This is a genomic window from uncultured Pluralibacter sp. (genome assembly GCF_913775985.1).
Classification (GTDB): domain Bacteria; phylum Pseudomonadota; class Gammaproteobacteria; order Enterobacterales; family Enterobacteriaceae; genus Pluralibacter.
In genome coordinates this window covers 1-15808 of the sequence record NZ_CAJYMB010000124.1, presented here as the reverse complement: position 1 = coordinate 15808, position 15808 = coordinate 1, and the positions used below count along the sequence as shown (strand labels likewise).

General features: G+C 52.8%; 13 protein-coding genes. 7 read left to right on the top strand and 6 right to left on the bottom strand.

What is annotated here, in order from left to right; all coding sequences use genetic code 11:
- Nucleotides 1–19 precede the first annotated feature (19 nt).
- Nucleotides 20–1558, top strand: a complete 1539-nt coding sequence (locus QZ766_RS14560; RefSeq protein WP_297203117.1) for an aldehyde dehydrogenase family protein — start codon at nt 20–22, stop codon at nt 1556–1558.
- A gap of 73 nt (nt 1559–1631) precedes the next feature.
- On the top strand, nt 1632–2783 hold the full coding sequence (gene yiaY, locus QZ766_RS14555; RefSeq protein ID WP_297203116.1) for an L-threonine dehydrogenase: 1152 nt from the start codon (nt 1632–1634) through the stop codon (nt 2781–2783).
- Between the two features lie 62 nt (nt 2784–2845).
- Here the strand turns inward: yiaY and QZ766_RS14550 are convergent, their stop codons facing one another.
- Genes QZ766_RS14550 through QZ766_RS14540 form a run of 3 tightly spaced genes read right to left on the bottom strand, consistent with a single transcriptional unit; the run spans nt 2846 to nt 6043 of the window.
- Nucleotides 2846–4387, bottom strand: coding sequence for a DHA2 family efflux MFS transporter permease subunit (locus QZ766_RS14550; RefSeq protein ID WP_297203115.1), 1542 nt, complete (start codon nt 4385–4387; stop codon nt 2846–2848).
- A gap of 9 nt (nt 4388–4396) precedes the next feature.
- Complete coding sequence (locus QZ766_RS14545) at nt 4397–5575, bottom strand: efflux RND transporter periplasmic adaptor subunit (protein ID WP_297203113.1); 1179 nt, start codon at nt 5573–5575, stop codon at nt 4397–4399.
- Nucleotides 5576–5590: 15 nt separating this feature from the next.
- The gene (locus tag QZ766_RS14540) at nt 5591–6043 is read right to left on the bottom strand and encodes a MarR family transcriptional regulator (RefSeq protein ID WP_297203111.1); all 453 of its coding nucleotides are present in this window, start codon (nt 6041–6043) and stop codon (nt 5591–5593) included.
- A 257-nt stretch (nt 6044–6300) separates the two neighbouring features.
- Here QZ766_RS14540 and QZ766_RS14535 point away from each other — a divergent pair, with 257 nt between their 5' ends.
- Nucleotides 6301–6510: a YdgH/BhsA/McbA-like domain containing protein gene (locus tag QZ766_RS14535; protein ID WP_297203109.1), complete on the top strand. Its 210-nt coding sequence runs from the start codon at nt 6301–6303 to the stop codon at nt 6508–6510.
- Nucleotides 6511–6616: 106 nt separating this feature from the next.
- Here the strand turns inward: QZ766_RS14535 and avtA are convergent, their stop codons facing one another.
- Both avtA and QZ766_RS14525 read right to left on the bottom strand, forming a co-directional pair.
- Nucleotides 6617–7882: a valine--pyruvate transaminase gene (gene avtA / locus QZ766_RS14530; protein WP_297203107.1), complete on the bottom strand. Its 1266-nt coding sequence runs from the start codon at nt 7880–7882 to the stop codon at nt 6617–6619.
- Between the two features lie 160 nt (nt 7883–8042).
- Nucleotides 8043–10073, bottom strand: coding sequence for an alpha-amylase (locus tag QZ766_RS14525; protein WP_297203105.1), 2031 nt, complete (start codon nt 10071–10073; stop codon nt 8043–8045).
- Nucleotides 10074–10398: 325 nt separating this feature from the next.
- Here QZ766_RS14525 and QZ766_RS14520 point away from each other — a divergent pair, with 325 nt between their 5' ends.
- Complete coding sequence (locus tag QZ766_RS14520; RefSeq protein WP_297203104.1) at nt 10399–11226, top strand: protein bax; 828 nt, start codon at nt 10399–10401, stop codon at nt 11224–11226.
- 436 nt (nt 11227–11662) lie between these two features.
- Here QZ766_RS14520 and QZ766_RS14515 read toward each other — a convergent pair whose 3' ends face one another.
- A complete protein-coding gene (locus tag QZ766_RS14515; protein ID WP_297203102.1) occupies nt 11663–12463 on the bottom strand; it encodes a winged helix-turn-helix domain-containing protein in 801 nt (266 codons plus the stop codon).
- A gap of 414 nt (nt 12464–12877) precedes the next feature.
- On the opposite strand from QZ766_RS14515, the gene QZ766_RS14510 reads away from it, so the two are divergent.
- From QZ766_RS14510 to QZ766_RS14500, 3 genes are all read left to right on the top strand, one after another.
- On the top strand, nt 12878–13537 hold the full coding sequence (locus QZ766_RS14510; RefSeq protein WP_297203100.1) for a helix-turn-helix transcriptional regulator: 660 nt from the start codon (nt 12878–12880) through the stop codon (nt 13535–13537).
- A gap of 33 nt (nt 13538–13570) precedes the next feature.
- Nucleotides 13571–14188: a response regulator transcription factor gene (locus tag QZ766_RS14505; protein ID WP_297203098.1), complete on the top strand. Its 618-nt coding sequence runs from the start codon at nt 13571–13573 to the stop codon at nt 14186–14188.
- A gap of 563 nt (nt 14189–14751) precedes the next feature.
- On the top strand, nt 14752–15808 hold a 1057-nt coding region (locus QZ766_RS14500), incomplete at its 3' end, for an Ig-like domain-containing protein (protein ID WP_297203097.1).

The following is a 15808-nucleotide window of genomic DNA, read 5'->3' as shown; positions in this document are numbered from 1 at the left end:
AAAATGCAAGGAGATAATAATGACAACGACCTCTTCCACCACCGGCATTCAGCCCGGCACATATGGATATTCTCTGAATTTAAAGCCGCGCTACGATAACTTTATCGGCGGTGAGTGGATTGCTCCGGCAAGCGGCGAGTATTACCAGAACCTGACCCCGGTTACCGGTAAGCCGCTTTGCGAAATTGCTTCCTCGGGTAAAAAAGATATCGATTTAGCCCTTGATGCGGCCCATAAGGTGAAGGACCAATGGGCGCATACCTCCGTACAGCAGCGCGCCGCCGTACTGCTGAAAATTGCCGACCGCATGGAGCAGAATCTCGATCTGCTGGCCGCGGCGGAAACCTGGGACAACGGCAAGCCCCTGCGCGAAACCAGCGCGGCGGACGTGCCGCTGGCCATCGACCACTTCCGCTATTTTGCCTCCTGCATCCGCGCCCAGGAGGGCGGGATCAGCGAAATTGACAGCGAAACGGTGGCTTACCACTTCCACGAGCCGCTGGGCGTGGTGGCGCAAATAATCCCCTGGAACTTCCCGCTGCTGATGGCGTGCTGGAAGCTGGCTCCGGCGCTGGCCGCCGGCAACTGCGTGGTGCTCAAGCCCGCGCGCCTGACGCCGCTGTCGGTACTGCTGATGATGGAAATTATCGGCGATCTGCTGCCGCCGGGCGTGGTGAACGTGGTCAACGGCGCGGGCGGCGAAATTGGCGAATACCTCTCTACCTCGAAACGCATCGCCAAAGTGGCCTTTACCGGCTCCACGGAAGTGGGCCAGCAGATCATGGAGTACGCGACGCAGAACATCATTCCGGTCACGCTGGAGCTGGGCGGCAAGTCGCCGAACATCTTCTTCCCGGACGTGATGGACGCCGACGACAGCTACCTTGAAAAGGCGCTGGAAGGGTTTGCGCTGTTCGCCTTCAACCAGGGCGAAGTCTGCACCTGCCCGAGCCGTGCGCTGGTTCACGAGTCCATCTACGAGCGCTTTATGGAGCGCGCGGTGCAGAAAGTGGCGTCTATCCGCAGCGGCAACCCGCTGGACTTGACGACCCAGATGGGCGCCCAGGTCTCGAAGGGCCAGCTGGATACCATCCTCAACTATATCGACATTGGCAAGAAAGAGGGCGCGAAGGTGCTGACCGGCGGCCAGCGCCGCCTGCTGGAGGGCGATCTGCACGGCGGCTACTACCTTGAGCCGACGATTCTGGCAGGCACCAACGACATGCGCATCTTCCAGGAGGAGATCTTCGGCCCGGTACTGGCGGTGACTACGTTTAAAACCATGGAAGAGGCGCTGGCTATCGCCAACGACACTCAGTACGGACTCGGGGCGGGCGTCTGGAGCCGCAACGGCAATATCGCCTATAAGATGGGCCGCGGTATTCAGGCCGGGCGCGTGTGGACCAACTGCTATCACGCCTATCCGGCACACGCCGCGTTTGGCGGCTACAAGCTGTCCGGTATCGGGCGCGAAACCCACAAGATGATGCTCGAACACTATCAGCAGACGAAGTGCCTGCTGGTGAGCTACTCCGAAAAACCTCAGGGTCTGTTCTGATCGCCAACACCGCGGGCGGCCCTCGTGCCGCCTGTTTCTTTTCGACCTTATTGCACGTAAAAAGGACGCTATGATGCCAACATCGACTTTCTATATTCCAGCCGTGAACGTTATTGGATCCGGCTGCTTAAAAGATGCCCTGAAGATGATGGAGGAGTACGGTTTTCGCCGCGCCCTGATCGTCACCGACGCCATGTTGAGCAAGCTGGGCATGGCGGGCGAGATTCAGAACGCGCTGCAGCAGCACGGTATTTCCAGCGTGGTGTACGACGGCACCCATCCAAACCCGACCACCCGCAACGTGGCAGACGGCCTTAAGCTTTTGCAGGAAAACCAGTGCGACAGCGTCATTTCGCTGGGCGGCGGCTCGCCTCACGACTGCGCCAAGGGTATTGCGCTGCTGGCGGCGAACGGCGGCGATATTCGCGATTACGAAGGCATTGACCGCTCGTCAAAACCGCAGCTGCCGATGATTGCCATTAACACCACCGCGGGCACCGCCTCGGAGATGACGCGCTTTTGCATCATTACCGACGAGGCGCGGCACATTAAAATGGCGATTGTTGATAAGCACGTCACGCCGCTGCTGTCGGTCAACGATGCCTCGCTGATGACCGGGATGCCGAAGTCGCTCACCGCCGCCACCGGGATGGACGCGCTGACCCACGCCATCGAGGCCTACGTCTCCACGGCGGCGACGCCGATCACTGACGCCTGCGCGCTGAAGGCGATGACCATGATTGCCGAAAATCTGCCTGCGGCGGTTGATGACGGTAATAATGCCGAAGCCCGCGAGGCGATGGCCTACGCCCAGTTCCTCGCCGGAATGGCCTTTAATAATGCTTCGCTGGGCTACGTGCACGCGATGGCGCACCAGCTCGGCGGCTTTTACGATCTGCCCCACGGCGTGTGCAACGCGGTGCTGCTGCCCCACGTTGAGGCGTTCAACAGTAAAGCGGTGGCCGGTCGCCTGCGCGACTGCGGCAGGGCGATGGGCGTAAACGTTGAGGGAATGGGCGATGCGCAGGGGGCAAAAGCCTGCATTGACGCCATTCGCCAGCTGGCGAAGCGGGTCAATATCCCGGCCGGCCTGCGGGATCTGAACGTGAAGGAGGCAGATTTCCCGGTGCTGGCGACCAACGCGCTGAAAGACGCCTGCGGCGCGACCAATCCGATTCAGGCCAGCCACGACGAGATTATGGCGATTTACCGCGCGGCAATGTAGTCGTACGCGTCGCTTGACCAAGGCCCGCAGCCCTCTCTTTCAGGAGGCGGTCGCGGGCTTTTTTAATGCCCGCCCGCGGGCGCCGCCCCCGGCGGCCCGGACTTCACGAACGGCGGACGGGTAAACCAGATAATGGCGATAAGCCCGAGAAAGCCCCAGCCCAGCAGCCAGAAGTAGTCGATGGTGGACATCATGTACGCCTGCTGCTCAATGGTTCTGTCGATAGCGGCAAAGTGCTGCTGGCTGGCGCCCCCCACCTTTTGCAAATAGTCCACCGCCGACGGATTGTAGAGGGAGACGCTCTCCGCCAGATTAGCGTGGTGGAAGATCTCCCGCCGCTGCCAGATCCAGGTGGTCAGCGAGGAGGCAAACGAGCCGCCCAGCACCCGGAAGAAGGTCGCCAGCCCTGAGCCCTCCGCCACCTCGCCGCCGCTCAGGTTGGAGAGCACGATGGTGGTCAGCGGCATAAAGAAGAACGCCACGCCGATACCCATAAACAGCTGCACGCCGGCGATGGTCTGGAAATCCACACTGGTGTTGAACTGCGCCCGCATCAGGCACGACGCGGATATTGTCAGAAACGAGATGGTGGTCAGAATGCGCATATCGACGCGGGTGGCGTAGCGCCCGAGGATCGGCGTCAGCAACAGCGGCAAAAAGCCCATTGGCGCCGCCGCCAGCCCGGCCCAGGTGGCGGTGTAGCCCATCTGGGTTTGCAGCCACTGGGGCAGAATAATGTTGATGGCGAAAAATGCCGCGTAGCCCAGCATCAGCGCCAGCGTGCCAATGGCGAAGTTGCGGTCTTTGAACAGCCGCAGATTAACGATCGGGTGGCGTTCGTCCAGCTCCCAGATAACGAAGGTGATCAGGCTAATGGCCGAGATAATCGACATCACTACGATGGGCGTGGAGGAGAACCAGTCTTCGTCATTGCCTTTGTCGAGCACCACCTGCAGCAGCCCCACGCCGAGGACCAGCAGGGCGATGCCGATATAGTCGATGGGCGACGACTGAGTGGTCTCCTCGCGACTCCGTAGCTGGGACCAGACCACCAGCGCGGCGAAAATACCGATCGGCACGTTGATATAAAAAATCCACGGCCAGGAGTAGTTATCCGTTATCCAGCCGCCGGTGATCGGCCCGACGATTGGCGCAACCACCGTCACCATCGACAGCAGCGCCAGCGCCATGCTGCGCTTCATCGGCGGGAAAATCACCAGCAGCAGCGTCTGGCACATCGGGAACATCGGCCCGGCGAAGAAGCCCTGCAGCGCGCGAAAGATAATCAGCTCGGTCATGCTGTGGGCGAAGCCGCACAGGAACGAGGTCAGCGTAAAAAAGACCACCGAGCCGATAAACAGCCGCAGCTGGCCAAAGCGGCGGGTAAACCAGCCGGTCAGAGGCAGGGCGATCGCGTTACACACCGCGAACGAGGTGATAACCCAGGTGCCCTGATCGGCGCTGACCCCGAGGTTACCGGAGATGGTCGGCAGCGCTACGTTGGCAATGGTGGAGTCCAGCACCTGCATAAACGTCGCCAGCGAAAGTGCCAGGGTGGCGAGAAACAGGCTGGGTGGCGTAAAGGCGGCCTTCTGCTCTGACATACGGCTTCCTTACGGTTTTACCGCAGCAGCGGCGCTGAGATTCTCATGCAGGATTTTAGCCACCAGCCGGTCGGCGCCTGCCAGCGGTGAATCGTAGACGTCGGTGGTAAATCGCGGCTGCGCCACGGTTTTCTGCGGCAGCAGATGCCCGTCGGTGTTGTGAATATCCACTTTTACGTCCATCGACAGGCCGATGCGCAGCGGGTGCTTCTGCATATCGTGCGGGTCGAGAACAATGCGCACCGGCAGGCGCTGGACGATTTTGATCCAGTTGCCGCTGGCGTTCTGCGCGGGCAGCAGCGAGAAGGCGCTGCCGGTGCCGATCCCCAGGCTTTCGATGCGTCCCCGATACTTGATGTCGTCGCCGTACAGATCGGCGCTGAGGGTGACCTTTTGGCCGAGGCGCATCGCCTGCATTTGGCTCTCTTTGAAGTTGGCGTCAACCCACACCTCATCAAGAGGAACAATGGACAGCAGCGTGGTGCCGGAAGTGACCCGCATTCCCAGCTGCACGGCGCGTTTGGCCACATAGCCGCTGACCGGAGACAGGATCGCGGTACGGGCGTTGTCGAGATAGCGCTGGCGCAGCGTCGCGACAGCAGCTTTGATCTCCGGATGGCTGTCAATAACGGTGTCGTCAACCATAGCCTGGTTAGTGTTCAGCGCCTGTTCGGCGGCGGCTAAATCGCTGCGGGCGGAGGTCACGGCATCCCGATAGTGGGAGAGGTCTTCGGCGGAGACCGCCCCGGCGGCGAAAATTTTGCTGCGCCGGGCGAAATCGCTCTCCGCGGTTTTCAGCGCAACCCGGCGGGCGGCCACCTGAGCGCGATAGTTATCCGCCGTGCTGTACAGGCCACGCACCTGGCGAACGGTGTTGGCAAGCGAAGCTTCGGCCTGCTCCAGCGCGATTTTTGTGTCGCTGGGATCGAGCTGCACCAGCGGCTGGCCCTTATGGACGAGATCGCCGTCGTCAACGCTGACCTGGGTTACCGTGCCGGTGATCTGCGGCGTCAGGGTCACCAGATTGCCGTTAACGTAGGCGTCATCGGTGCTTTCGTAGTAGCGGCCGTAGAGCAGATACCAGGCCAGGGTGCCTGCGCCAATCAGCACCAGCACAAGCAGAAGTATCAGTAAATTACGTTTTCTTCTGCCCGGACGCGCGGGAGATTCAGTGGTGGTGTCGGTCATTTGAGTGCCTTAACGTTAGCGATAGCGGGCGGTAAATTCGTCCGGCAGCAGCTTGAGCAGCAGGCCGGTAAGCTGATTCACTTCTTCCGGGGCCAGGCGTGCGGTGAGATCGCCGAGGATGTCCGCCAGCGCGACGCTTTCAAAAGACTGGCAGATTTCTCTGCCTTTGTCGGTCAGGCCCAGCCGCACCTGGCGTTTATTGTGCGGGTCGGGATGACGCTCTATCAGCTGGCTATTAACCATCCTGCCAATCATCCGGCTCATGGCGCCGGTATCCATTTGCAGGTGCTTGCAGATCTCCGCCGGCGTGACGGTACCGCGATAGATATTGATCAGTACCTTGAACTGCGCGGCGGTGACGCCAATCCCGGCAAAGTATTTGCCAATCAGCTGGTCTTTGAACTGGTTCGACAGGTGAAAGAGAAGCGCAAGGTTGAGTTTGAGCGTTTGCGGATAATCGTCCTGCATGATTGCTGCCTGGTCAGTAATTTGGGTGCATAATTACTGTCACGTCAGGATTTGTCAATTATGCAGGTGTTTCAGGAGATGTTTAGCCGGGTCGGAAAGTTGCTCAGAGAGGTAAAACAATGAGAGGTATTATTATTCATTTATTTTGAATGAGAACTGCAAATTGTTTCGATTTTAATCAGTCAGGTCTGCGGCTACTATTTATCACATCAAGGCGAAACGCCTTCCAGTGAACAGATTAGCTAAGGAATACGACCATGAAAACTATCAAAACTTTTGTTGCTGTTGCCGCCCTCTCAGTCCTTTCTTTCGGTGCTTTTGCCCAGAGCGTAAGCGCAACTGCTTCCACGCTGGATAACGCCGAAGCGAAAATTGCAGCACAGGCTGCTAAAGAAGGGGCGTCTTATAAAATTACCAGCGCTCAGTTCAACAACCGCGTGCACATGACCGCTGAACTGACTAAATAACGAATGGTCGCAGAGGGAACTGCCGGACGGGCCACCGAATTCGGGTGGCCCGTTTCGCCCTCAGCGCAGAAAAAAAGCCCCATCGGGGCTTTTCGCATTTTCAGGCTCAGGCTGGCTCACAGCCGCTCTCCCGCCAGGCGATTTCAACTTCTTCCGCCAGTATTTTCACGCCCGCCTCAATTTTTTCCGGATCCGGCACGTAGTTCATGCGCATGCACTGGTGAGTGTGCGGCCAGGGCTTATCCAGGCCCGGGAAGAAGAAGTGCCCGGGCACCATCAGCACGCCGCGCTTTTTAAGGCGCTGGTAAAGCACTTCGGTAGTAATCGGCAGATCTTTAAACCACAGCCAGAGGAAAATGGCGCCTTCCGGTTTATGGATCAGGCAGCGATCTTCCGGCAGATAGCGGCGAATTGTGGCAATCGTTTCATGAACGCGCTGATAGTAAAACGGCTTGATTACGGTTTCCGACAGGCGCAGCAGATCGTTACGTTTGATCATCTCGCACATCATTGCCGGACCGACGCCGCCGGGTGCCAGGCTGATAATGCCGTTCATATTACTGATGGCGCTGATGATCTGCTCGCTGGCAATAATAATTCCACAGCGGCTGCCCGGCAGGCCGAGCTTCGACAGGCTCATACACAGCACGATGTTTGGATTCCACAGCGGGCGCGCTTCGCTGAAGATAATGGCCGGGAAAGGCACGCCGTAAGCGTTATCAATCACCAGCGGAATATTGTGCTGGTTGGCAATAGCGTCCAGCTTTCTCAGCTCGTCGTCGGTAATGACGTTGCCGGTAGGGTTGGTCGGGCGCGAAACGCAGATCATCCCGGTTTCGTCAGTCACCCGCAGATGCTCAAAATCAACGTGGTACTTAAACTGGCCTTCCGGCAGCAGCTCAATGTTCGGCCGCGCGGAGACGAACAGGTCTTCTTCAAGACCGGCGTCGGCATAGCCGATGTACTCCGGCGTCAGGGGAAACAGCACCTTGCGGGTGGTACCGTCGGCCCTGCGGCCCGCGAAGAGATTAAACAAGTAGAAAAATGCGCTCTGGCTGCCGTTTGTCAGTGCAATATTCTGTGGTCCGATATCCCAGCCCAGCTCCGATTGCAGCATCTGCGCCAGCAGGGTCAGCAGCTCTGACTTGCCCTGCGGGCCGTCGTAGTTGCACAGCGAGTCTGCGAGTTTCCCGCTTTTCAGCATCTCCGCCAGCAGCTGGTCGAAGTAATCATTCATCTGCGGAATTTGCGCCGGGTTTCCACCGCCGAGCATGATGGCTCCCGGCGTTCTCAGGCCGTCGTTAAGGTCTTCCATCAGGCGGGTAATACCGGAGTGATGGGTGAATTTGTCGCCGAAAAGTGAAAATGTCATATGCGGGTAATCTGTCGGTCTCACAAAGAAGTGGCTAACGATAACCCTTGCGCTGGCGTGGTGCAAACGGGGGAGTGGTCATACGATGAGTGATTTGTGCTGATTATGTTTATGTTAAAAGCAGATCCCTCCGGTGAACCGGAGGGATTGAGTCGAATGCTCAGGATTTGCCTGCCCAGATAATCATGACCTTATCGTCGCCGCGCTCGCGGACAAATCCGTAGCCCCGGGGCAGCGGCAGTGTCGTTTGCCTTCCCGCGCCGATAGCCGGATGACGCGCGCGGAACTGGCCGAGCACTTGCCAGTGCGCAACCCGCGCGGCATCTTTCCCGGTAACATCCTGCCAGTTCATATCAGAGCGGGTGCCCTGCAGCGGATCCGAGCCGCCCGGGCCCTCGGGCCTCGCGGATTCATCACCGTAAAAAATCTGTACCGCACCGGGGGCGAGCAGCAGTAGTTCGGCAGCAGAGGAGTCACTTTCGCGGAACAGCCGCGTATCGTGCGAAGAGAGATAGCTCAGTACGTTGAAATCCTGCAGTTTTTCCGCCATCTGCTGCCAGACCGGATCAATATCCGCAAGGCAGCCGGCGGCTTTGGCAGCCTGCTCCTGATAATCAAAATTGATCATCGCATCAAAGCCATTCTGGTAATACGCGCTTTTCATGACGCCGTGGCCCCAGGACTCGCCGGTCATCCAGAAAGGGCCCTCGTCCGGGGATTTGCCCGGATTGGCCTTTTTCCACGCGGCCAGCGCCTGCTGGCTCTGGTCTTTCAGCTGCTGCCAGGCGGGAAGCTCGACGTGTTTAGCGGTATCTATGCGAAAGCCGTCGATGCCGTAGTCGCGTACCCACTGGCTGAGCCAGCGGGTGAGGTAATCCCGCGGGGTAAAGCCGGGAATGTCCCGGGCGCGGGTGTCGGGTTTGTGCTGATAGAATATCGGCAGGCCCGAGGCTTCGGTGGATTCGGTCTTTAAATCGGGCAGGAAGGAGAGCGACATGGTGATATCGTCAAAGCCCGGGCTGTCGTAGTCGCCGATGTCGGTGCGGATCCAGTGTTTGCCCCACCATTGGGCCCAGCCGGATTTATCGCTGAAGTTGATGTAGTCGTTAAAGCTGTGCCACGTCTGTCCCGGGCCCGGCGTCCAGTCCGTCCAGCGCGCGCCGAGGATTTTTTCCTTCTCGGCTCCGGCCACGTATAGAGCGCCGAACTGAAACTCCTGCATGTCTGCAAGCGTGGCGTAGCCGGCGTGATTCATCACGACGTCAAAAAGAATGCGGATGCCGCGGCGGTGGGCTTCATCCACAAGCTTGAGTAGATCGGCTTCGGTGCCCATGTTGGCGTCGAGCTTCGTCCAGTCCATCGGGTAATAGCCGTGATAGGCATAGTGCGGAAAATCCCCTTTGGTGCCGCCGCCCACCCAACCGTGGATTTGCTCCAGAGGCGAGCTTATCCACAGCACGTTAACCCCGAGCTGGCGAAGGTAATCCAGCTTGCCGGTAAGGCCGGCCAGATCGCCGCCGTGAAAGGTGCCGATATCCTGCATGCCGTCCCGGTGGCGGCCGTAACTACCGTCATTATCGGGATTGCCGTTGGCAAAGCGGTCGGTGAGGACGAAGTAGACGGTAGCGTTGTGCCAGTCAAAGGGCGCTGTGCCGGGCGCGCTGGCTTGCTCAAGCAGCAGCAGGCCGTTGCTGTCGGCGGCGGGCTGCAGCGTGACTTTTCCCTGCTTCACAATCGCCGTCTGCCCGCTGTAAAAGTCCCGTACCTGGCTACCCTCGACGAAGGTGGGGCTCACCTCAACGGTCAGCGGTTTACCGTCCCATAGCGGGCACTGGCGCAGCGCGGGCGCTTTTTCTGGCGGGTCTGTATTTTCAATACTCAGCAGCAGCGTCGGCGTGCCCGACCGCGTGTCTACCGCGACCGTGTAGCTACCGCGGCGAAAGATGCGCCATTCGGGGGCGGTACCTTCGCAGGGCATCATCGACAGTGTTTGATTGAGCTTAATGGGGGAAGCCGGCTGCCAGCACTGGCCGTCAGCGCTAAGCTGCAGCGTGCGTACGCCTTTATCCAGCGTTTTGTGGGTAACGAATTTTCCGCTACCGTCTGGCACCAGGTCGGGGAAGTCCGTGGTAGTCCAGGCGGCGAGAGCAGATCCCGGCAGGAGGAGAATGGGCAGGGCGGCAAGCTTCATGGCGTTCACCTGTTGTCGATTTTTGGCTATTTTGCCAGCGGCGCGGCAGGCGCAACTCCTCCTGATGCGCTTTTGTGGGGGAGGATGACGCAGGAGGATCGTGCGGGCAAATTGGGGGAAAATGTTACTGCGCTAACTCGTTAAATTTCATAAATATGTTGCGCTAAGCCGCGAACAGCCTGCATTGCCTGGTGACAGCCTTTCGGAATTGGACTATTAATTGGGATGCGCCAAACGGGTATTTTTGATATAATTTGCTGCTCTTTAACGCAAACTTTTGATAAACCAACGGTGTTGGAATGATTAAATCCGACCAGGAGACCTAATGATATCGACTCCCATTCGACGATATGGGGCAGCGATACTCATGTTACTCATCTGCGCATTTTCAGGTGAAGTGCTGGCACAAAAGCACACGGCAACAGCGAGTCACAAAGCCCCAATAATAAAAGCAACAGGCAGTTCTAAGGTCAGCAGTAAACAAGAGTATTCTCGCAATAGTGCAAAGAGCAGTTCACTTCCTGATTTGCGAAAATACCCTTCCGGAACCCCAAGGAAAAGAGCGTTTCTCCGGACAGTGATGCCTTTTATTAAAAATCAAAATGCTAAAATCAACTCAGATCGCAACTGGTTGATTTCAAAGCAGTATGAGTCTCGCTGGTCACCTTCCGAGCGCGCGCGCCTGAAGGATATCGCCCAGCGTTATAAGGTCAAGTGGTCAGGCAACACCCGCAAGGTTCCGTGGAACTCGCTGCTTGAGCGCGTGGACATTATCCCGGGCAGCATGGTTGCCACGATGGCCGCGGCAGAGAGCGGTTGGGGCACCTCGAAACTCGCGCGCTCTAATAACAACCTGTTCGGTATGAAGTGCGGACGTGGCAAATGTTCCTCTACCGGTGGTAAGGTAAAAGGCTATTCGAATTTTAATTCGGTCAAAGAGTCTGTTGAAGCGTACGTTGTGAATATCAATACCCACCCGGCGTATAACTCTTTCCGCAAGTCGCGGGCCCAGCTTCGCAAGACCGATCAGGAAGTTACGGCTACGGCGATGATCCATAAGCTTAAGGGTTACTCAACGCGTGGCTCCAGCTATAACAACTTCCTTCTGAGTATGTATCAGGATAATCAGCGGCTGATTGCTGCACATATGTGAGTACTTTTACTTAGTGCGATCTGAACACCCCGGATGTTGTCATTCAATATCCGGGGTTTTTTATAACCCATGCTGGAGCGGGGCGCAGACTAAAGCTTTACGGCGCGTTAAGGTAGCTGTTGATGATATCCACGCTGATTTGAGGTATCACAGGCAACGCTCAGGGAGCTGGCACTTTAAATGAGGATATGTGCTCCTGCTCCGTCAGGGCCTTGCCGGTAGCGTATGTATTAGATGAACTGACTCCCGACTACTCATTTTGATATAAATACTGACATCCAGTGACTTCATTCAACTGATAGCATAGTAATAAGTTAACTGCTAATACTTAATACTGCCTAATGAATAGGTTCGCTAAGAAAATAAGATCGCCTTTCATTAAAAGGCAGCAACCTGTGCTATTGGTTGACTATCCGGGGATATTTTTTTGGTGCTCTTAAAAATAAACTGACGGGGCGCACTCAGACCAATGGGATAACGTTATCGGGTATTGGCATAGCACGCTGTCCGGGTGTGATACAGGATGATGTATTAGTTTTGATGTTGTATTCCTTTGGCCGCACTTAAAATCACTATTCGCAGTATTTTTATCATAGCCGTTAGCGATGGCTGAGCTCTGATTGATGTTCTTTACGCAGCTGTTTTTAGAAATAAACCTATCATAAGTCTCAGGCAGGCTATCCAACTTACTTGCATAAGCAGTAATAAAAATCATGATAAACAAGAATATGCTTATACTACCAATGGCTATTTTTTTATAACACTTTGTGGTTATTTTTGCATTGTCTTCTTTACTGAGCGTTAAATTTGAAGCATAGTTTACCGTCTGGTATATCTCTGTCGATCTTGCATTATAAACGTCAGATGTATCAATTAGTTTGGTCGGCCTTCTTTCCCCAATCTGCTTTTTGATATCAACATTTCTATCAAATAAGAAACCACGCCTTGGTACTGTCTGAATCATTGATATATCAATACCTGCTCGGGTAAAAGCCTTACGTAATAATGAGATATTCTGATAAAGCGTGTTAGTGGTTACGTTCATGCCTCGACTCCCCCAGACCTGGTTGAGAAGCTCATGGCGTAATGTCACCTCTCCTTGATTTTCAATAAGGAGTGTTAAGCAGAGGCTAGCCGAAATGGCCAGATTAATAGTTTCGCTACCCTCTATTTTTTGCAAGGTATGCGCTGAAGGGTTAAAAATGAAAGAGTTATCAATAAGATAAATGGTATCCATATCACATCTGCTTTGCTAATAATGATAACTATCAGAATCCATCTGATTTATGAAGTTGCATATTAGCACAGGGACAGCACAATTCAGCTTATGATGCGTAAGAAAAATCTCAATAAAAAATAATCGAAACGGTAATTTTAAGTAATGCTTAAATGTGATTTTACTTAAAATTCAATTGGTTATGACTTTATGAAGAAGTGAAGTTATGAAGTGGTGTATTTCATAAAAATATGAGTATCCATTACAGAATTTTCTTGATTACTATCGTCTCAAGAGTTGTGTAAGGGGTATGCTGAACATCCGCATCTTCAACCGATGCTCAGGTAATGGGTTCCTCACTTCATCTCTCAGGAGCAAGAGTTAATGGAGTAGGTTAAGAAGTGTATACGACTTGCTAATATAGCGAAAATAATCATGAAGGTTTTGATTGTAACTGATAATTATTATTACATGCAGGGACTGCAGGACGTAGTCGATGCTATCTATTATTCCCCTGAAAATGTAAAAAAGAACAGGCGTTTTTTCCCGCATATCTCAAGTGAAGACTGGATTTTGCTAAACCTTTCCTCACTAGAAGATATGTATTATTTCTATAACCACTATATGAATTATAGCCGGGCAAAGATAATTATCTGCCTTGATTTTAAATTCTCTACTATCTTATCAGAAGTTAACAATATATTTTTTTTATCTGCTCATGCATCAGTTCAAGATGTTGAGAGCGTTTTATATGGGAAAAAGTATGCTTTGCGTAAGAGATATCTTACTCAGCGAGAAGAAACGGTTATGTCTATGATGCTTGAAGGGGCGAGTCTTAAGGAGATTTCCTCATCGCTAGGTTTGAGTATCAAAACGGTAAGTTTACATAAAAGTCATATTAGTGAAAAGTCAGGGCTGATTAACAATAATGACATTGCTCTGTTATCATTAATGCTTTTTTTACCATTATCATTAAATAAGAAAATGCCGTATGGAAAGAGTTCTGGCATTTCAAAAACACCTAATATTGATACATCCAGGCGTATTAAATTACCAATTTTTTATAATAACTCTGAAACATTCTCTCCCATTTAAAATAAAAATCATTGGGCGGAAGGGAAACTGACAATGAAAATGTTATACGTAGGAATAGATAATCTCAGCTGTAATGGGATGTATTATATCCTTAAGCAATATTTTGTTAAGGACGATATTGTATTCGCTAGTATTGAAAGCGATGGCTGTACTCCTTTTCATGATCACTACGATATTATTATTCTTGATTGTGAAGCAGTAAGCCCGCATTTAGATACTGTAAGTAATATGTTTTCTGGAACTCATATTCCAGTATTAGTCATTGCAGTGGAAAGCAATCTCCTGCGCACCTTTCAAAATGAGTTGCCTTCTTTGAAAGGGATGATTAATCGCAACGTGAATGCCGGATTTCTGGCTAAAGCTATTGAGCTAATCGTAGGGGGAGGGTATTGCTTTTCATGGAATATTTCAAACTGTGTGGCACCAGCATATGGTAATATGGCTGATGATATTTATGAAAAAGCAGGATTAACGCGTAGAGAAAAAGAAATTCTCAGACTGTGCCTTGCTGGTGAAACTAATAAATCGATTTCTCATAAGCTCTCCAGAAGTGAAAAAACAATAAGTTCTCATAAATCGAATATTTTTAAAAAATTAGGCATTAAAAGCTGGCAGCTAAAAGGACCTCTGTCTAAAAAAACAGACAGGTAATATTTTTTTCTTGCCATTTCTAACTTAGGGTGGCAAGTATTAGACTTTTTCAAAAACTCATACTGCTCTTATTTCTGCATTATCCCATCTTCATCTTGTAACAATACATGACTAACTGCCATAAATAACCAAAAGAAATAATTAAGTAATATTAATGGATTAACTACAGTACTGTGCGTATTAGTCATTAAGTCTATTGCAGGCTTCGTAGTATCGAGCTCTGGCTTTCGTAGAATTCCTTGTGAACCTTATTTTAAATACAGGTTCATCTTACGGTAATACGGAATAAATTACTTATTTCTTCTGAAAAAGCGTAAGTAATTAATTGAGTATTTCTTAAATTTGATTATTTTTCTGGCGGGATCGGCACGTTGCTTGGGGTTTAAACTCTTTTTATTTCAGTTGGTTATGATGTGTTTTTGGGCTGTTTCAAAACTGAGGTTATTTAGGGTCTATTTCCCTCGGTATCTTTGGCCTTGTTGGTTAAATAGAATATTAAGATTGGCCTAACCGCCAAGAGTTTGCCTGGAGAGCTGAGCTCAAAAATCATATCTGGAGAAAGTATGTACGAGAAGAATATCGTCCTCGTCACAAGGACTACGGATGGAAAAAGTGGAATGTTCGAACCCGCTTCTGACAATACGGTTAGTGTATTAACTAAATCAGATACAGTGTATCTGCTGAAGAACAAATCAGATAATTTTGCACCAGAAAACATCACGATAAAACGCATAGATAACGATCTTCTGGTTTTCAATGAAGGCGATGACAAGCCTTGCCTCATTCTCGAAGATTACTTTGCCGAGCTTGGAGATGGTGAGCGTTCACCTGTCCTGATAGGAATGTCAGAAGATGGTCAACTTTACCCTTATGTTCCGCTGTCTGGGGAAAGCTATGAGGCTGGCTACGTCGTTAACGATGGGCAGATGCTACCTGTTGCATTAGGCGGTATTTCCGTCGGGCCAGGAGACGCATTCTTTGCCGCTGACGAATCAGATACTACTCTGTGGCCACTTTTCCTGGGGTTATTTGGGCTCGCAGGTGCGGTGGGTGTAGGCGCTGCCGTGGTTCATCATAATCGTAAAGGTGACGGTCATCATGATAATCCCGTCATTGATACGACACCGCCGGTAAGTCAGGGCGTTAGTGGAATGCTGGATAATACCGGAACTAAAACCGGACCGCTTTCACCAGGCGATATCACCGATGAAACTCGCCCGCAAATCACCGGTAAAGGTGAGCCGGGCAATACAATTACCATCCTCGATAACAATAAAGCGATTGGTTCAACAACCGTTGACGATAACGGAAATTGGTCATGGACGCCGGATGTGCCTTTAGCTGACGGAAGCCATGATATCTCTACTACTGAAACCGATCGTGCAGGCAATGTTTCTGAACCGTCGCCGGGGATGAATATTGTCGTCGATACTACGGCGCCAGCAGGCAATGATAAGCCACCGGTTGCCATGGATAACGTGGGCGAGAAGACCGGCCCGATCCAGAGCGGCGACGTAACCGACGACCCGCAGCCGGAGCTCTCAGGCACCGGCGAGCCGGGCAACCGCATCGACGTCTGGGACAACGGTGAAATCATCGGCTCCGTGGACGTTGGCGACG